We start from the raw sequence: 16,447 nt of genomic DNA, 5'->3' as shown, positions 1-16,447 counted from the left end.
CATCGTTATTTAAACTGTAAAAATGGTAAGCGAATTAAAAGAGCAAATCCATAACAATGGTTTTGCAATAATAAATGATGTTTTCTCAGAAGAGGAAATAGAAAGTATGTTGGATGCGATTTCAAGAGTTGATACAGCAAAGCAAACTGTTCGTAAGAACGCCGATTTGTTTGCCATCAGGCAATTTTTGAAAGAAATACCAGAAGCAGCTACTACCATTTTTAACGATAACCTTAAGACACTAATCCAGGAACTATTTGGTAATAATTTTTTCGTTGTAAAATCAATCTATTTCGATAAACCTGAAACATCAAACTGGTTTGTTTCCTATCACCAGGATCTGACAATCTCAGTTGATAAAAAGCTTGATTTAAGCGGCTTTGGGCCCTGGACAACAAAACAAAATCAATATGCCGTTCAACCGCCGATAGAAATTTTGCAAGATAATTTCACAGTTCGAATACATCTTGATAATACAACGGAAGATAATGGTGCTTTAAAAATTGTTCCAAAATCCCATTTAAAAGGAATTTACAGACCGGAAACAATTGATTGGACGGTTGAAAAAGAAAATATTTGCTGCGTTAATAAAGGCGGAATAATGTTTATGAAGCCGCTACTTCTTCATTCATCAGCCAAGACAATAAATAGCAGTAAAAGACGAGTTATACATATTGAATTTAGTAGGAGTTCCTTACCAGCAAATTTAAACTGGTCAGAGTTTATGAAAGTTGATTATTATTCAACTTCATGATAAGGAAAACTCCCAGCGCCTCTTTTTCGCCATTATTGAAACAACTCTAACTGCGTAAATAACCAGGCGAAAAAGCAGCGTTTTTCGTTGCTTCGCATAACACGAAGCGGAGTCTTTGTCCAATCACTACGAAAAGAAAACGACTTTAAAATTATCGGAGTCTATTGTGCGTTGGCCGGACAAACGGCGGAGCATTCGTTTGTCCTTGATTTTTTTGTTTCTTTTTTTATCAAGAAAAAAAGAAAATTGTCATTAAAATTTTTCATTCAACTGCCCCAATGCCACAGTGATTCTCTCCTGTTGCTGTTGTTTCAAAATTTCTACAGGCTCGGCGGCTCTTTCTTTACAATCCATAATGCCACAGCGTTCACAGGTGGTATGCACGGTTCGCACGGGTATCGAGGGGTCATTGACAAATGGCATGGTCTGTAATAATTTCTGATCGATCAGTAAGCCGATGGTAACACTCACCATTTCATCACTGCCTTTCGCCGCCGGTTTACCGATGGAAATGCACAGGTAGCGGTTATGTGTTTGCCAGTATTGCGAGATCTGCACATCTACCACAGGGTGACGGTATTTCTTTTTTTCTACCAGTTCCGCCACATGTTTAATGCTGTTGATCAGTATCCATCGCCGGCAATAGTGCTCATGCAACACATTCGCATAGGGATTGTGCAACTGCGAAAGATGCAGCTCCTTGGTTATTTCATATTCGTCTATTTTAGGATCACCGGACATACGCAGGAAAAACAAGTGATCGATGCCGAAATGGTTAGGCAATAAATTGGTCAAGCGTTGCATCATCATTTCCGGTGTCACATCGTAACGCTCATAAAGCTCCGTCCATGCTTTATCATTCCATTTAGGCTGCATCACGATGCGCTTTACATCTTCTACGACATTCTCTTCCGGCATCAATAACGCTACTGCAAAATAGGAGGCTTTAAAATTGTTCAGCAGCATATCAAATGAATCGCTGTGCTGGATAATGGTTTCATAGGGCCGCTGTGTAATGCCCATGAATTGAAAAGCGATCTCCCGGCTCAATAAAAATTTTTCCTGCGCCGGGCTCAACCCCTTATTGAGATAAAGTATCCTGTTTGCAGCTGAATAATAAGAACGCAAATTTCTCAGGGGCTCCAGGCCGGTCATCCGCTTACGGTTCACCTGGATTTTCATTTTTATCAACACGGCTTCCAGTGCGGCAATCTCAACCGGCAAACTATTTTTCCATTTATACTCCTCCCTGAATTTTTTAACGGCTTCTTCTGTTTCCTCAAAATAATTATCCTGCAGGTCCTGGTAAGAACGTAGTGCCGAATTATAAAAACTCTCTTTTGACAATTGATAACTCCGGAAAATTTTTAACAGCGTACTGATAAAAGCTGTCACCTTATCCGGGGTGTTGGAAAAAAGATCCAGCAGGGCGGCGGGTGTCAATCCAAAATGCTCCCAGGGAATGGCATTGATAAAATCAGAATTGATCAGGTCAATGATCGGTTGGAGTTTTTTACTGGCCCTTAATGAAACGAGGTAATCATAATCTACACCGAGGGCTTTAGCCAGGGCCAATATCTTATCGGCCTTCGGAAATTTTTTCCCGGTCTCAATATCGTGCACATACGAAAGAGACATACCTGTCTTCTCAGCCAGCTGCTGGTAGGACAATCCTTTCTCCTGCCGCAGGGCTTTCACCTTTAAACCAAAAATGAGGCGAACGCTGTCGTTATCTGTCATCATGCACCCAAAGTAAGAAAAACCTTCATTTTTCGAAAAAAAAATATTCAGCGAAATTTTCGCTTTTAAAGAATTTTACTATTTTAGTAGAAATTATTTTACCATGGCAGCTATTATCACCCACCCCGGCACCCGGTACACTACACCGGAAGGCATGGCGATCAAGGCCCCGTTCCATGCACCCTACACACAAATTCTTACACCGGAAGCCCTTTATTTTATCCGGGCTCTTCATCTCCGGTTTAACCCGCATCGGCTCAAACTACTCGACGAACGAAAACAGGTGCAGGTGAAAATAGATGCCAGCTGGAAACCCGGCCTTCTGCCCGAAACAGAAATCATCCGCAGCAGCGACTGGAGAATCCCTGCCCTTCCGGCCGATCTTGCGGATCGCCGCGTAGAGATCACCGGGCCCGTTGACCGCAAAATGATCATTAACGCTATGAACTCCGGCGCCAATGTTTTTATGGCAGATTTTGAAGACAGCAATTCGCCGGGCTGGGATAATAACATGAATGGCCAGCTCAACCTGCGGGATGCTATTAACAAAACCATCAGCTTCATCAACGAAGCCGGTAAAGAATATTCGCTGAGTGAAAAAACTGCAACACTTTTTGTGCGTCCCCGCGGCTGGCATCTCGAAGAAAAACATGTAGAGATCAATGGTGAACCCATCAGCGCCAGTCTATTTGATTTCGGCCTTTACTTTTTTCACAATGCCAAAACCCTGCTGAAAAAAGGATCCGGACCTTATTTCTATTTACCTAAAATTGAAAGCTATAAGGAAGCTAGACTTTGGGATGACATATTTGTGTTTTCTCAAAATTATTGCGGCGTGCCCTATGGAAGCATTAAGGCCACGGTGTTGGTGGAAACCATTTTGGCCAGCTTCCAGTTACATGAAATTTTATGGGAACTAAAAGATCATTCTGCCGGGTTGAACTGCGGCCGCTGGGATTATATTTTTTCGTTCATCAAAAAATTCAGGAATATCCCCGGCCATATTTTCCCCGATCGTTCGGAAGTAACGATGACCGTTCCTTTTATGCGGGCCTACACGCAACTGGTGATACAAACCTGTCATCGCCGCGGTGCACCGGCTATCGGCGGTATGGCGGCACAGATACCGGTTAAGAATGATGATGAAGCCAACCGCGGTGCACTGGAAAAAGTAAAATCCGATAAACTGCGTGAAGTGAAAGATGGTCATGATGGCACCTGGGTGGCTCATCCCGGTCTTGTATTATTAGCGAAAGAAGTTTTTGATGAACACATGAAAACACCCAATCAAATTCATGTGAATCGGGAGGATTTCCATTGCACCGAAGAAGAACTATTGGCTGTGCCTCAAGGAACGATCACAGAAAAAGGTTTGCGGCATAATATCAATGTAGGCATACTCTATCTCGAAAGCTGGTTAAGGGGAAATGGCGCCGCTGCTATTTACAACCTGATGGAAGATGCCGCTACGGCAGAAATATGCCGCACACAGGTTTGGCAATGGATACATGGTCATGCTCAACTGGATGATGGAAGAGAGATTACACTGAGCCTGTATGAAGACATGCGGGATGATGAAATTGAAAATATCCGCCATGCAGTAGGCAGCAAGGTCTATCAGGATGGTTTTTATGTACAAGCCATTTGCCTGTTCAATAAGTTGGTGGTACAGGATAAATGGGAAGATTTCTTAACCCTGTCGGCGTACGAACTTATCCTTGCCAATGATGATAAAAAAGTTTGTGCAACGATGGACGAAAGCGAAACAACAGAAACGTCTATATTGGTTAGCCTTGACAAAGAAAAAGCGGGATAGAGAGAAGGTCACCGGTTGCCAGTTTTCGGTTAATGGAAACCAGATTTTCATTTTTCACTTCTCAATTTTCACTTCTCATCTCTCACTTCAAAACCTCATCACCATGACAAAGCATCCAAAATCAACACAATTATTTTTTGATTGGCAAACCAATCCCCGCTGGAAAAATATTAAACGTCCATATAATCCTGAAGACGTACTTCGATTACGCAGTAAAGTAGAAATTGAATACAGCCTCGCAAGAAGAGGCGCCGAAAAATTGTGGAAGAAACTGCTATCACAATCTTATGTAGCCGCCTTGGGCGCACTCACCGGCAACCAGGCCGTGCAGGAAGTGGCCGCAGGTCTTGAAGCCATCTATCTCAGCGGCTGGCAGGTAGCCGCGGATGCAAATCTTTCGGGCACCATGTACCCCGATCAGTCATTGTATCCTGTGAACTCTGTACCCGAAGTAGTGAAACGCATCAACAATGCTTTATTACGCAGTGAGCAAATCGATTCGGTAAATGGTGATAACAGTAAAGACTGGATGGCGCCCATCATTGCCGATGCTGAAGCGGGCTTTGGTGGTAATCTCAACGCTTTTGAATTGATGAAAGCAATGATAGAAGCCGGCGCCGCTGCGGTTCATTTCGAGGACCAATTATCATCAGCTAAAAAATGCGGTCACCTTGGTGGCAAAGTGTTAGTGCCAACACAGGAAGCGATCAATAAATTGGTAGCGGCAAGATTAGCTGCTGACGTGATGAATGTACCCACACTTATCATTGCACGTACAGACGCGGAGGCCGCCAACCTGCTTACTTCCGATATTGATGAAAGGGATCAATGTTTTATTACGGGTGAAAGAACAAACGAAGGATTTTATGGGGTACGAAACGGGATAGATCAATGTATATCCCGCGGCCTCTCCTATGCACCGTATGCAGATATACTCTGGATGGAAACATCACATCCCGACCTGGGCATAGCGAAAGAATTTGCCAAAGCCATTCATGCCAAATATCCCGGCAAGCTGTTGGCGTATAACTGTTCGCCATCGTTTAACTGGAACAAACATTTAACGGAAGCTGAGATGGAATGTTTCCGCGAAGAACTGGCGAAGCTGGGTTACAGGTTTCAGTTTATTACGCTGGCCGGTTTTCATGCACTCAATACATCGATGTTCGAACTAAGCAAAGCATACAAAGAAAAAGGCATGGCTGGTTTCTCCGAATTGCAGCAGCGGGAGTTTGCCTTGCAGGAACATGGTTTCAAAGCCGTGAAGCATCAAAGCTTTGTAGGCACCGGTTATTTTGACTATGTGCAAAATGCTGTGCAACAGGGTATGGCTTCCACCGTAGCGATGAAGAACAGTACAGAGATGGCACAGTTTCATTAGCGTGATGTCATGGTGAGTTTATCGAAGCATGACTTATCGAAGCATGAGCTTGCCTGTCATGCTGAGCTTGCAGAAGTGTGAGCTTGCCGAAGCATGACCTGCCAATGAACCAAAATATCTCAGCGCTTACCACACCTCCACTCAATGCCGGTTTTCCGTAGGACGGTTAGGTTTACAGGCTCTGATTGTAGCACCTAATGTTTTACCGGGGCCGGCATTTTATTTTTCCCGATTATGGAGCCAGCGTTCTGTTCCCTGGTTGGGCTTTTGTTGCGGCGCACAGCCTGCACTGAGCGAAGTCGAAGTGTTCGGGGTTGATCAACATTTCATTTATTTGAAAAAATAACTCCGACAAAAAAATTTTGCGACAGTACAAAATGTATGTTGATAAATGATTAGGCATCATGGCGAAGGCAATAAAAAATTACCCCGGGATATTTTTATAGCTTCACCCAATGAAATACAATCCGCAGCATACAGGCGGAGATAAGCCTCGCCACCACCGTCGGTCAATCAGATTAAAAGGATATGACTATTCACGGGAAGGCGCCTATTTCATTACCATTTGTTGCCAGGACAGAAAATACCGGTTCGGTAAAATCGTGGGAACGTCGCCTGCCAACAGGCGAATGGAATTGAATGAATATGGAATCATTGCCCATGATGAATGGATTAAATTGACAGAACGGTTTTTTAATTTCGAATTAGACGTGTTTCAAATAATGCCCAACCACATGCATGGAATAATTGTTTTGAAAAAATCCACCGTAGGGGCAACCCTTGCGGTTGCCCCTGGGACAGGGGTGAACCCTGCCCCTACAAATACCGCCATCATATCGGTTGGCAACATTGTTGGCGCATACAAATCAATGGTGGCAAATGCCTGCCTGGAAAAATATAAATCGAAAAATCAAACGATGGGAAAATTCTGGCAACGGAATTATTATGAACACATCATCCGCGATGAACAATCTTATCAACGCATTTCCAATTATATCACCAATAATCCGTCAAATTGGGAAAATGATAAATTTTATAATCATAAAATAGAGACTTTTTCTACCTTATCAGATTCTTCCAAAAGAAAGAATTTTTCCCCTTGGCAGGTATTCGCCAAAAAAACACGCCGTGGCCGGTGTACTGAACCTGTCTGTCGGCAGGCTTGTCGAAGTATTTCCACCGGCCACACGGACTAAGGGCATCTTACAGTACCTTTATGAAAATTGAAGTACATGATACAACCCGTTCTCTTATGGGCCTTAGGTGTCAGGGAGCTGATTATTATCCTGGCTGTTATTATCCTCTTGTTTGGCGGCCGCAAAATCCCCGAACTGATACGGGGAATAGGTCGGGGAATCCGCGAATTCAGAGACGCTAAACACGATAAAAAAGAGAACCCCCATACAAGCAATAAATCTTAACGATTGAATTTCCGCTAATGCTTTTATTTCGGCCATGGCCAGTGTACTGCTTGCCGAAGTATCTTCTACCTGCTATACGAACTAAGATTTCACTGATGCATGTCTTTATAAGATGAAACTTTTGTTGAGTAAAACGTTCACCAGGGTATTCAGTGATTTATATGACGACGCTATTTCTTAGCCGGCTTCCTCATCTCTCGCACAATCCTTACCACCAGTGGTATCGTTACCACCAGGATAAAAACGGTGACAATATATTTCAGCCAGGGTCGCAAAACCGGCAGGCTGCCTATTAAATATCCCGTCAGCACAAACACCAGTATAAAGATCACCGATCCTGTAACGGTGTAGAGAAGAAACCGCTGAAATTTCATCCTGATAATACCTGCCAGTACCGGTGCAAATGTGCGGATGATGGGTAAAAAATAACCTGCTACCAGTGTCAGGGCGCCGTATTTCTTATAAAATTCTTCGGTAGCAAGTAAGTATTTGCGGCGGAAAAAACGGGAATCCTTCCGGGTATAAAAAAAGTTTCCTGTACTGCGGCCCAATCCATAACCCGTTAGACTGCCTGCAACACTGGAAAGGATCAGCAGCCAACAAATGGTGAACACAGGTTGAACCAGGTCGCCTGTTGCGGCAAATATCCCGGCTGTAAACAAGATACCTCCAATGGGCAAAAAGAAACAAAAGAATACACCGACAGAACAAAACACCAGCAGGCATACGATAAATACGCCGCCATACCTGATCAGCGATTCCGCATCCAGGTATAACAGCATCTGCGGCATGATTGATATAAACTGAGTGGCTGCCATTTTCAGAATATGTCAAATTACGTTGTTACACGTTACCAGGATGGGACTGAATACCGCAGGAAAATGACTGCGAGGAACTTTAAAACCCTATGTGTACAGACGAGCGATTTTTTTAAATATACTGGTTTGCAGGAAGTACAATCCTATGCTGCGTACCTCAGGGCAAAAGACGATTAATCGCCTCATTGAATTCTTCCAATGAAAAAGGCTTTTCAAAAAATACATCCGCCCCATTTTCCAAAGCCACGTCACGGGCAGAACCAAAACCGGAGATCATAATGATCTTGAGTGAAGGATATTTCTTCTTGAGATAGCTGATAAAATCTACCCCATATCCATCCGGGAGCTTATTATCCAAAATGATGGCCAGCGGTTGCTGTGTCTTAAGATATTCATCAGCCGCTAATAGGCTGTTGACATAATCCAGTTCAAATTTTGTGTCATGAAGTACCATATCCAGCACTAACCCCATTTGACCATCGTCATCAACAGCCAATATCTTACTTGTTATATGTTGATCCTGCTGAGCTGCTTTTGCCATAAGTTTTTTTTGATCGGTGAGCACAGACTTCTCAAATTTAGGGCCGAAGTTCATCGTACGGCATCTTTATTACAAACCTTCTTCAACTCAATACTTGAATCGTTTGACACCTTCCAGCTTGCTGTCCTTTTCACTGAAACCATCATGATAATCTATGTTAACTTTTACGGATCCTCCTTCCTGCAATTCGAACACCGCTTTCAGGTTGTCCGTTCCCTCTGCTCCGCCGGTAAACGTATTATTACCGCTATACCGGAGCCCTTCTATGATCTGCCCGTTTCTTTTTACAAACAATAGGTCGCCGTCTTTATAAAACTCTGCCATTGAGTGGTCGTTCAGCTGATAAATGCCACTGATCTTTCTATATACTTCCGGGGCCGGTTTAAATTCTTTTTGCATCACCACATCGAACTCAACCATTTTTTCTTTTTTGTTGTTCTCCTTCACCTGCAGGATGCGGTTGATCGCATCGGGCGATTTGGACGAAGGATCCTTTTCGATATAGGGATCATTTTTGAAATAGACCTGGGTGATCAGGTCCTGCTGTCCGTCCCCAGAGATGCGCATGTGAATATGAGCCGGCCGGTATATACCATCTCCGCTAATAGGATAAGGAACAGGATGTGTAGTAATAAAATGATATTTGCCATTTTTGCCTACCCGTTGTGATCCCCGGTACCGAAAATCATCCGTGGTATTATCATATACTTTGTGTTCGTCGCATTGCCATATCTCCACCAGGCAATCCGGGAAAACAGTTTTACCATCTGCTTTATATACCGTGCCGGAAAGATGGAACAGCGGTCCGGTATAGCCTGCCGGATTGATATTTACCCGCAGCGGTGCATTGGGTCGATAAAATGGCCCCAGCATATCCGTTGTAGTGGCTGTGTCACCAATATATTTTTCATTGTCCCAACTGATTGTTCCAAATACACCCACGCCGAAAGCTACCATACCAGTATGTTGAATGAATTTTCTTCGTTGCATAAAACTGTTTTTGAAGTGAGGAGTAACTTTTACTGTTTCAGCTGGTACCGCCAATCAGTTTCATGGGGAAGAGCGGGAACGAATATCAGGCGACTCACCTTCAGGAGTAGAAAGCATACTGAAAGTAATCAAAAAATTAAAACTTGCTTTATTTTTTTGATTTTACTGCTTTGGTTCCTGGGTAAACTTGACCCTGCCGGACATTGAAAGCAGCCCTTGCTATCAGGGATAATATAGCAAAATGTAACATCATAGCAGGAGTTAAAAAGGAAATAATTAAATTGATGATTAAAAAAAATCTATGACCGCAAAAACAACCAACCTGCTTTACTGGATCTTTACCATCCTGTTTGCCGGGCTCATGGCATTCACCGCCGTGCCCAACCTGTTGAAATCACCTGAATCCATACAGCTGATCCACGATAGTTTGGGATATCCAATTTATTTTATTCCCTATATCGGTTTGACCAAGTTATTAGGCAGCATTGCCATTTTAATTCCGGGCCTGAAAAAAATAAAAGAGTGGGCCTATGCGGGATTGTTTTTCGACCTGGTCAGCTCCGTTTATTCAGGCATAGCCGCATACGGCAAATTTGATCCAATGATGCTGATGATGCTAATATGGTTTGTGCCTGGTATTTTGTCCTATATTTTTTGGAATAAAAAAATGAAGGCAACTACTACAACCACATAAACAAAAACCCCACATCATGTCTGCGGGGCCTTGTTGATCACTTTCAAAATTTTATTTAATCGGCAGCCGGTGGCATATAAGCCGGCACCGCATTCGATATAGGCTTTATACTTTTGAGGTAGGCAAAAATTGCTTTCAACTCATCATCAGAAAAATGTTTAATGCTTGGCCATGGCATCGGTGGCAATAATGGTCGTGAACCGGCAACGCCCTTGTAAATACCATTCCGCAGAGCATAGATAAATTGTTCTTCTTTCCATGACCCGATTCCCGTTGAATCGGGGGTAAGATTGGCGGCAAAAGAAACGCCCCATGGGCCCACCCATGCGGTCAGCGTTTGACTGGCAAATACTCCTTTCTTTTGAAGGTCCACCCTGTCTACAGGTGGTATCGGCATCTGAGCCGGGTGTCCTGATAATAACAAAGTGCTGTCATCGGCAGGACCACGATCGGTTATCTTCTTGGGGGTATGGCAGTCGCCACAGCCACCAGTCAAGACAAGATGTTCACCCCATTTGACCTGGGTGCCGTAGCCCCCAAACTCATCAGTGGTGGTTGCAGTGTTTTTATCATCCTCTTTTTTTTCATTGGCACATTGCGTTAAAAAGAAAAGTGCACCCGCTAGTGCAAAAACGATGGTGGTGATTCGTTTCATAAATTTTTAGTTTTAGTTGAGGGGGATACTATAAGGTATGACTTTTTTAACCTATACTGAAATTCAATAACCGGATTTTTTTCACCTTCACTTTTATGCAACCGTCTTTTTGAGCCTGCCTGCAAAAGCAGTCATCAATACCATAACTTCATAGTTGCAACGATATTTTTTGGACTTTACTTTGAAGCTCCTTACAGCCAATTGAATAACTTAATAAATCATTTACCATGATGCAACTTAGAAAATTCGACCGGGAAGACTACGACAACCTGATTACCTGGATTGACAGCGAAGAAATGCTGATACGCATCGCCGGCCGGCAAATGACATTTCCGGTCACCAAAGAACAACTGGATATCTCTCAAAGCGATGGCAAAAGAAATGCGTTCAGTATTATTAATTCAGCAACAGGTAAATCCATTGGTCATTGTGAACTTTATCTCCTGGAAAATTCGGCTAAGATTGATCGGGTAATTATTGGCGATCCTTCGATGAAGGGAAAAGGTCTTTGCAATCCATTGATGAAACTGCTATTGGACTATGGGTTTAATATCTTAAAACAACCCGTAATCGAATTAAATGTGTTTGACTGGAACACTGCTGCAATACGTTGCTATGAAAAAGCTGGGCTTACAAAGAACACCGATAAAACAATGGAATTCGAATCCAATGGTGAAAAATGGATCGCTTTTAATATGTCTATTGACAGAAAAACCTATGAACAAAACAAGATGACCTCCGCTACACAGGGTGTTTTGTAATCAACATCCCACTTACCAGGAAATAATGACAGGCACAAAAAAAATAAATAGGATAATTAATCTAAGCCGCAATTTGTTTAGACACCGGCCTCGGAAAAAATGCGTTAAGAAAATTTAGCTGGTCCGCCGCGGCGGATTAAAAATGAAATGAATGTTACCATTGCCTGGCTTTATTCTTAGCTGGTAAAGTCGCACAGTGCTTGGCTTTGCACTGCAGCCGGAGCTTATTTCATTTTAGCCTGACAGGTAAATTTTTAGCATTTTTTCCGGAGCCTTGACTTTTTTTGTTACTCTTTTGTGTCAAGACAAAAAAGTAAATAATGTCTTCAGGACTTCTCGCTCTAAGTATATTATCCCGAAAATAAAATTCCCCACCATATTAAGTTTGGCTAACTTTTAGTAACCTTATTTATTTCAACCTAAATCAAAAACCATGTTAGACAACTTAATGGACCTTGTCCGCAAATACACGGGAAGTGCCGTCAACAGCAACCCGGCTATTCCAAACGAAAAGAATGAAGCTGTGACAGAACAGGCCGGTAACTCTATAGTGGATACACTAAAGAATGCATTGAGCTCGGGAAGAATTGCCGATGTAATGCGGTATTTTAAGAAAGGCGGCGCTGACAAAGATGATGTCGTCAACGAAGCCACTTCCAATTACGCACAGGACCTGCAAACTAAGCACGGACTTGATGCTGCGCAGGCACAGGAAGTAGCGGGTAAAGTGATTCCGCAGACGATGAACGAACTGGCTGCCAGGACTTCTGACCCCAATGATAAAAGTTTCAACATCCAGGATATCTTTAATAAACTGAGTGGCGGAAAAACAAGCGGCTTCAATATGGAAAAAGCCATGAATAAATTTACCGGTGGCAAATTCGATAAAGACGGCGATGGCGATCTCGACCTGCAGGATCTGAAAACGATTTTTACCGGCGGTGGCGGCATAGCCGATAAAGTAAAAGGCTTCTTTAGTTAATGCTTGTTGTTATAAATGACCATAAGAAAAGCGGGGTACATGCTCCCCGCTTTGTATTAAATCCACGAATGATTTCTTTTTTACAAGGCGCCCTGTAAATATTGCAAGGCCACTGCTCCCCTGATGGCCCATGTCTGCCGCGTCTTTGGCTGACCAGCGAAAATAACACCGGTAAAGCGATAGACTACCTGGTTATTGGCATCCCGGAACTTACCAAAAACAGGAGCCCCGGAATAACCCTGCGCTGCATAGGGCTTGATAAAATAATAATAGCGGGCAGTGCCGCCGAGGATGATTCTTGCGCTATCCGATGTAGCGGGAAAATTTAAACGCAGTGACGCATCATAATCTGTAAAGCCATCGGGATTCACTTTGCCCTCCAGCCGCTGCTGCCTTGAATAAAAAGGCGGTATGCTGCCGGGATTGGTAGGATAGCCGAACACCACTATTTCCTCCGGCTCTGCATCCAGGTAATGTTCATCTACCAGTTCATTGATAAAAACTATATCGGCATCGGCGGGAAGCTGTATAGGAATTTTCAACAGGTCGATACGGTCCACCATGCTGAATATCTCCGTTTCACCGGTCACCTCCTCACTGACATCAACCGGCATGATTTTCAGCTCGCCTGAATTTTTTAACGGGTATTTCAGGTACAGGGTATCGGCGGTGAAGGTGATAGCTTGCTTCAAAGGACTCATGCCTTTTATCGCATGATAATTACTCACTAAAAAACTCGTATCACCCGATTGAAAAAAGAAAGCAGTACCGGTATATTGCTGGCCGCCGGTAACAACAAATATGGGATAACTGTATTTGGCCAGTTCTTCCCCGTCGCTCATTTTTGCGGCCGAAAAATGGGATTGTGCCAATGACGCCAGCAGGCTAAAAAAAGGAAGGTATAAGGTTCTCATAGTGCGATGTAATTTACCGGAACACCCATCGAAAAAAGGTTATGAAAATGCAAATATTGCCAGCTGCTTTTTATAAACCTCAAACGCAAAAGACCTTTGCCCTGGTATGCAGTATCCCTGTCTTAGGCTGTATTTTTTTCACGAACCCTGAAAAATTGACAAGCGGGTTTGTCTTTTTTTCATTCCAGAAACGGCTGGCATTGAATTGGCTAACGCATTTTTAAAACTAAAAAAAGGAGGTTTGTATGACAACCGCAATTGCAAAAAAACAAAATGGTAATCCATCCGTTAGTTTTGGAAATGTAGTTGATAACATCTTCCAAAACAGCTTACGTCATTTCTTTGATGACAATTTTTGGGATAACCGCGGCAGCCTCGCCAGTGGCCAGGTGCCGGTGAATGTCCGGGAAACAGAACAACACTATGAAATGGATGTAGTGGCTCCGGGTTGCCGCAAAGAGGATTTCAACATTCGCCTCGAGGACAACCTGCTTACCATCTCCATGGACCGCAAAGAAAAAGATCGTCAGCAGGATGAAAAGACAAGCTGGGTGCGCAATGAATACCTGCAACCTTCTTTTTCAAGAACATTTACCCTCGATGAAACAGTTGATGTAAATAATATCAACGCATCTTACATCGATGGTATCCTGCACTTACAGCTCCCAAAAAATGAAAAGGCAAAAAAAATTGCCCGGACCGTTGAAATCAAATAGCTTTATTAACGGATGAAACACAAAGGTGGGAAATACATTCCCACCTTTTGTTACCAGCATGAAAACAGCTTTCTATATCGACCTCTCCCTCAAGACACCCAACGGGCCTGAACCTTATGCCCGTTTTTTTATCGGTGACGACCGCAAAAAAGCACAGGAATTATTCGACCGGCTCATCGGTAACCAACAGGTCCAGGAAACAGATATGCTGTATTTGGATTTTATGGAAATGCAGCAGGAGCTGCCATTGAATCTTAAAATGATTTCCTGCACACTGGAACAACTCTGCGAAAATTGTAAGATCATCACCCGCGGACTGTTTCAACTGGCCAACCTGAAGCTCTGAAGAATTCATTCCCTGTATTACTCACCACATGGAGCAAATCCGGAAATATTTTGAAACGATCACTACCCTCACCGATGCTGACTGGCAACTATTTTCCTCCAAACTCCGGCACCGGGAGTTTCCCAAAAAGACAGTTCTCTTAAGAGCCGGACAAACCGAAAACTATCTTTCTTTTATTGAGAAAGGCATTATCCGCTTTTACCTGCCAAAGGAGGAAAACGATCTCACCTTCAGTTTTACTTTTCATAACAATTTCGTAAGCGCTTATGAATCCTTTCTCACCCAAAACGCTTCTCAATACCAGGTTGAAACATTAAGCGATACCACTCTCTGGCGTGTAACCTATAAGGACCTGCAGGAGATTTACCGTGAATCAGCGGCAGGTAACCGCATCGGCCGCCATGCAAGTGAAGAGCTTTTTCTGAAAAAATCAAAACGTGAACTTTCTCTCCTGAATGATACAGCCGAAGAGCGGTATTTAAACCTAATGAACGAACAGCCGAATTTAATTCAGCAAATTCCATTAAAATATCTCGCCTCTTATATTGGCATCACACCGCAGGCATTAAGCAGGATCCGCAAACGAATTTATTAACCCGGGTTCATTGTTTTGCACCTCATCGCCGGTGATCTTTGCTTTCATAAAAAGAATGAAATTAAAAGATGTATGCTCTTACCAACCGGTACCGGGCAATATTCAATGAAAGAAATAAAACAGATGCCATGAAACCCTTATTCGTATTACTGCTCGTTTTTATCATCGCAGTTGTTGTGTTGAAATTAACAACCGGCAACTACCAGCTTCCGCTATCGGCCCGCATTGCCATGTGTGTCATGCTTTGCTTTACCGCCATCGCCCATTTTGTATTTTCGAAGGGCATGACGATGATGGTTCCCGGTTTTATCCCTTATAAAAAAGAACTGGTTTATTTCACCGGTGTCCTGGAAATAGTATTGGGAATTGGTTTATTGATTCCTTCGTTCAGGGTAGTTGCTGCGTGGCTATTGATAGGATTTTTTATCCTCATGCTTCCCGCCAATATCCATGCTGCGATACATAAAATAGATTACCAAAAAGGAAGTTTGAACGGTCCCGGCCTCACCTATTTATGGTTCAGGGTACCATTGCAGTTATTGTTTATCAGCTGGACCTATTTCTCAACGATCATGAAGTAGAAAAAAATTGGATGATCGTCAATGCATCCAGGCCTTGCGAGAAACTACTTTTGAATTTCTCGCAACGAACGCAAAGTGAACAGCGACGCAAAGCAGCATGAATAGCTTTCAAATCGTTGCGTTCTTTGCTTTCTTTGCGCCCTCTGCGAGAAACTACTTTTGAGATTCTACACTTCGGGTAACCTCCTTCTTAAAACTTTTGCAGAAAACTAAGCGGGTTGCCTGTTCCATTCAGCTTTAAGTAAATAGCATTGGTACCACTGGTTTCTATGCCGGTTGTGTAGGTATAATTGGAAGTGGCCGTCAATTCGCTTTGTGCCAAATCTCTTTCCTCCAGCGTCTGCCCGTTTTTGGTTCTTTTGTAATGAGCAGAAAAAGCATGGGTAATAATGGAATGATTGGCTTCATTGATTTCCACCGTGCCTTTAGTTACCGATTGCTGGTAAGTAGTAACACCGCCGGTGACAGAACTGGAAGTAAAATACTGCTCATAAGTACCATTGGCATTAAACTTAAACGCAATGGCAAACTGAAGAGCGTTGCCCAAATAATCACCGGGATTTTGGTTCCAGTATTCCGTCATGGAAAAATTACCGTACATCCAGTTGCCCTGTAAACTGGCAGGTACATTGGTTCGGGGGCCATCGCCATAATTATCCGCCTGCGATTTTGTTTTGTCTTTCTGGCAGGAGCCTAAAAAAGTGGTAGCCACTACGGCTGTTAATAATAGAATTTTTTTCAT

The 16,447-nt window shown here is 43.1% G+C and carries 19 protein-coding genes; 12 read left to right on the top strand and 7 right to left on the bottom strand.

Going from position 1 to position 16,447, the window contains the following annotated elements; all coding sequences use genetic code 11:
- Positions 1 to 22 precede the first annotated feature (22 nt).
- Positions 23 to 754, top strand: coding sequence for a phytanoyl-CoA dioxygenase family protein (locus tag ACFEL9_RS07100; protein WP_385887651.1), 732 nt, complete (start codon positions 23 to 25; stop codon positions 752 to 754).
- 252 nt (positions 755 to 1,006) lie between these two features.
- Here ACFEL9_RS07100 and ACFEL9_RS07095 read toward each other — a convergent pair whose 3' ends face one another.
- Positions 1,007 to 2,497 (bottom strand): helix-turn-helix domain-containing protein, encoded by a 1,491-nt coding sequence (locus ACFEL9_RS07095; RefSeq protein WP_385887648.1) that lies wholly within the window; start codon positions 2,495 to 2,497, stop codon positions 1,007 to 1,009.
- A 100-nt stretch (positions 2,498 to 2,597) separates the two neighbouring features.
- Between ACFEL9_RS07095 and aceB the strand changes: the two genes are divergently transcribed.
- The 4 genes from aceB to ACFEL9_RS07075 all read left to right on the top strand — a co-directional run bounded on the left by aceB (position 2,598) and on the right by ACFEL9_RS07075 (position 7,112).
- Positions 2,598 to 4,310, top strand: a complete 1,713-nt coding sequence (aceB, locus tag ACFEL9_RS07090) for a malate synthase A (RefSeq protein WP_385887645.1) — start codon at positions 2,598 to 2,600, stop codon at positions 4,308 to 4,310.
- Between the two features lie 103 nt (positions 4,311 to 4,413).
- Complete coding sequence (aceA, locus tag ACFEL9_RS07085; RefSeq protein WP_446753363.1) at positions 4,414 to 5,691, top strand: isocitrate lyase; 1,278 nt, start codon at positions 4,414 to 4,416, stop codon at positions 5,689 to 5,691.
- Between the two features lie 455 nt (positions 5,692 to 6,146).
- On the top strand, positions 6,147 to 6,887 hold the full coding sequence (locus tag ACFEL9_RS07080) for a transposase (RefSeq protein ID WP_385887643.1): 741 nt from the start codon (positions 6,147 to 6,149) through the stop codon (positions 6,885 to 6,887).
- 36 nt (positions 6,888 to 6,923) lie between these two features.
- Positions 6,924 to 7,112, top strand: coding sequence for a Sec-independent protein translocase subunit TatA/TatB (locus tag ACFEL9_RS07075; protein ID WP_385887640.1), 189 nt, complete (start codon positions 6,924 to 6,926; stop codon positions 7,110 to 7,112).
- 170 nt (positions 7,113 to 7,282) lie between these two features.
- Here the strand turns inward: ACFEL9_RS07075 and ACFEL9_RS07070 are convergent, their stop codons facing one another.
- The 3 genes from ACFEL9_RS07070 to ACFEL9_RS07060 all read right to left on the bottom strand — a co-directional run bounded on the left by ACFEL9_RS07070 (position 7,283) and on the right by ACFEL9_RS07060 (position 9,461).
- Positions 7,283 to 7,903 (bottom strand): DedA family protein, encoded by a 621-nt coding sequence (locus ACFEL9_RS07070; RefSeq protein WP_385887639.1) that lies wholly within the window; start codon positions 7,901 to 7,903, stop codon positions 7,283 to 7,285.
- Positions 7,904 to 8,087: 184 nt separating this feature from the next.
- The gene (locus tag ACFEL9_RS07065; RefSeq protein ID WP_385887636.1) at positions 8,088 to 8,471 is read right to left on the bottom strand and encodes a response regulator; all 384 of its coding nucleotides are present in this window, start codon (positions 8,469 to 8,471) and stop codon (positions 8,088 to 8,090) included.
- Between the two features lie 87 nt (positions 8,472 to 8,558).
- The gene (locus tag ACFEL9_RS07060; protein ID WP_385887633.1) at positions 8,559 to 9,461 is read right to left on the bottom strand and encodes a dioxygenase family protein; all 903 of its coding nucleotides are present in this window, start codon (positions 9,459 to 9,461) and stop codon (positions 8,559 to 8,561) included.
- A gap of 301 nt (positions 9,462 to 9,762) precedes the next feature.
- Between ACFEL9_RS07060 and ACFEL9_RS07055 the strand changes: the two genes are divergently transcribed.
- Positions 9,763 to 10,155 carry a DoxX family protein gene (locus tag ACFEL9_RS07055; RefSeq protein ID WP_385887630.1) on the top strand — a complete coding sequence of 131 codons (393 nt, stop codon included), beginning with the start codon at positions 9,763 to 9,765 and terminating at the stop codon, positions 10,153 to 10,155.
- Positions 10,156 to 10,210: 55 nt separating this feature from the next.
- On the opposite strand, the gene ACFEL9_RS07050 is transcribed toward ACFEL9_RS07055, so the two are convergent.
- On the bottom strand, positions 10,211 to 10,810 hold the full coding sequence (locus ACFEL9_RS07050; protein ID WP_385887628.1) for a c-type cytochrome: 600 nt from the start codon (positions 10,808 to 10,810) through the stop codon (positions 10,211 to 10,213).
- 227 nt (positions 10,811 to 11,037) lie between these two features.
- Here ACFEL9_RS07050 and ACFEL9_RS07045 point away from each other — a divergent pair, with 227 nt between their 5' ends.
- Positions 11,038 to 11,571, top strand: coding sequence for a GNAT family N-acetyltransferase (locus ACFEL9_RS07045; protein WP_385887626.1), 534 nt, complete (start codon positions 11,038 to 11,040; stop codon positions 11,569 to 11,571).
- A gap of 433 nt (positions 11,572 to 12,004) precedes the next feature.
- Positions 12,005 to 12,553, top strand: a complete 549-nt coding sequence (locus tag ACFEL9_RS07040) for a hypothetical protein (protein ID WP_385887625.1) — start codon at positions 12,005 to 12,007, stop codon at positions 12,551 to 12,553.
- Between the two features lie 80 nt (positions 12,554 to 12,633).
- Here the strand turns inward: ACFEL9_RS07040 and ACFEL9_RS07035 are convergent, their stop codons facing one another.
- Complete coding sequence (locus ACFEL9_RS07035; protein ID WP_385887623.1) at positions 12,634 to 13,467, bottom strand: hypothetical protein; 834 nt, start codon at positions 13,465 to 13,467, stop codon at positions 12,634 to 12,636.
- Between the two features lie 245 nt (positions 13,468 to 13,712).
- Here ACFEL9_RS07035 and ACFEL9_RS07030 point away from each other — a divergent pair, with 245 nt between their 5' ends.
- The 4 genes from ACFEL9_RS07030 to ACFEL9_RS07015 all read left to right on the top strand — a co-directional run bounded on the left by ACFEL9_RS07030 (position 13,713) and on the right by ACFEL9_RS07015 (position 15,705).
- Complete coding sequence (locus ACFEL9_RS07030) at positions 13,713 to 14,183, top strand: Hsp20/alpha crystallin family protein (protein ID WP_385887621.1); 471 nt, start codon at positions 13,713 to 13,715, stop codon at positions 14,181 to 14,183.
- 58 nt (positions 14,184 to 14,241) lie between these two features.
- A complete protein-coding gene (locus ACFEL9_RS07025) occupies positions 14,242 to 14,529 on the top strand; it encodes a hypothetical protein (RefSeq protein ID WP_385887619.1) in 288 nt (95 codons plus the stop codon).
- A gap of 28 nt (positions 14,530 to 14,557) precedes the next feature.
- Positions 14,558 to 15,124, top strand: coding sequence for a Crp/Fnr family transcriptional regulator (locus ACFEL9_RS07020; protein ID WP_385887617.1), 567 nt, complete (start codon positions 14,558 to 14,560; stop codon positions 15,122 to 15,124).
- 128 nt (positions 15,125 to 15,252) lie between these two features.
- The gene (locus tag ACFEL9_RS07015) at positions 15,253 to 15,705 is read left to right on the top strand and encodes a DoxX family protein (protein WP_385887615.1); all 453 of its coding nucleotides are present in this window, start codon (positions 15,253 to 15,255) and stop codon (positions 15,703 to 15,705) included.
- A gap of 190 nt (positions 15,706 to 15,895) precedes the next feature.
- Here ACFEL9_RS07015 and ACFEL9_RS07010 read toward each other — a convergent pair whose 3' ends face one another.
- Positions 15,896 to 16,447: a hypothetical protein gene (locus tag ACFEL9_RS07010; protein WP_385887613.1), complete on the bottom strand. Its 552-nt coding sequence runs from the start codon at positions 16,445 to 16,447 to the stop codon at positions 15,896 to 15,898.

It is taken from the genome of Terrimonas alba, assembly GCF_042434975.1.
Taxonomy (GTDB): domain Bacteria; phylum Bacteroidota; class Bacteroidia; order Chitinophagales; family Chitinophagaceae; genus Terrimonas_B; species Terrimonas_B alba.
The sequence above is the reverse complement of the archived record's forward strand: the minus strand, read 5'-3'. Positions and strand labels throughout refer to the sequence as shown.

Coding starts and splice junctions, on each gene's coding strand:
- ACFEL9_RS07035 (WP_385887623.1), bottom strand. CDS start 13,467: ATGAGAACCTTATACCTTCCTTTTTTTAGCCTGCTGGCGTCATTGGCA.
- ACFEL9_RS07060 (WP_385887633.1), bottom strand. CDS start 9,461: ATGCAACGAAGAAAATTCATTCAACATACTGGTATGGTAGCTTTCGGC.
- ACFEL9_RS07045 (WP_385887626.1), top strand. CDS start 11,038: ATGATGCAACTTAGAAAATTCGACCGGGAAGACTACGACAACCTGATT.
- ACFEL9_RS07055 (WP_385887630.1), top strand. CDS start 9,763: ATGACCGCAAAAACAACCAACCTGCTTTACTGGATCTTTACCATCCTG.
- ACFEL9_RS07070 (WP_385887639.1), bottom strand. CDS start 7,903: ATGCCGCAGATGCTGTTATACCTGGATGCGGAATCGCTGATCAGGTAT.
- ACFEL9_RS07080 (WP_385887643.1), top strand. CDS start 6,147: ATGAAATACAATCCGCAGCATACAGGCGGAGATAAGCCTCGCCACCAC.
- ACFEL9_RS07095 (WP_385887648.1), bottom strand. CDS start 2,497: ATGATGACAGATAACGACAGCGTTCGCCTCATTTTTGGTTTAAAGGTG.
- ACFEL9_RS07075 (WP_385887640.1), top strand. CDS start 6,924: ATGATACAACCCGTTCTCTTATGGGCCTTAGGTGTCAGGGAGCTGATT.
- aceA (WP_446753363.1), top strand. CDS start 4,414: ATGACAAAGCATCCAAAATCAACACAATTATTTTTTGATTGGCAAACC.
- ACFEL9_RS07100 (WP_385887651.1), top strand. CDS start 23: ATGGTAAGCGAATTAAAAGAGCAAATCCATAACAATGGTTTTGCAATA.
- aceB (WP_385887645.1), top strand. CDS start 2,598: ATGGCAGCTATTATCACCCACCCCGGCACCCGGTACACTACACCGGAA.
- ACFEL9_RS07020 (WP_385887617.1), top strand. CDS start 14,558: ATGGAGCAAATCCGGAAATATTTTGAAACGATCACTACCCTCACCGAT.
- ACFEL9_RS07050 (WP_385887628.1), bottom strand. CDS start 10,810: ATGAAACGAATCACCACCATCGTTTTTGCACTAGCGGGTGCACTTTTC.
- ACFEL9_RS07065 (WP_385887636.1), bottom strand. CDS start 8,471: ATGGCAAAAGCAGCTCAGCAGGATCAACATATAACAAGTAAGATATTG.
- ACFEL9_RS07025 (WP_385887619.1), top strand. CDS start 14,242: ATGAAAACAGCTTTCTATATCGACCTCTCCCTCAAGACACCCAACGGG.
- ACFEL9_RS07030 (WP_385887621.1), top strand. CDS start 13,713: ATGACAACCGCAATTGCAAAAAAACAAAATGGTAATCCATCCGTTAGT.
- ACFEL9_RS07040 (WP_385887625.1), top strand. CDS start 12,005: ATGTTAGACAACTTAATGGACCTTGTCCGCAAATACACGGGAAGTGCC.
- ACFEL9_RS07010 (WP_385887613.1), bottom strand. CDS start 16,447: ATGAAAAAAATTCTATTATTAACAGCCGTAGTGGCTACCACTTTTTTA.
- ACFEL9_RS07015 (WP_385887615.1), top strand. CDS start 15,253: ATGAAACCCTTATTCGTATTACTGCTCGTTTTTATCATCGCAGTTGTT.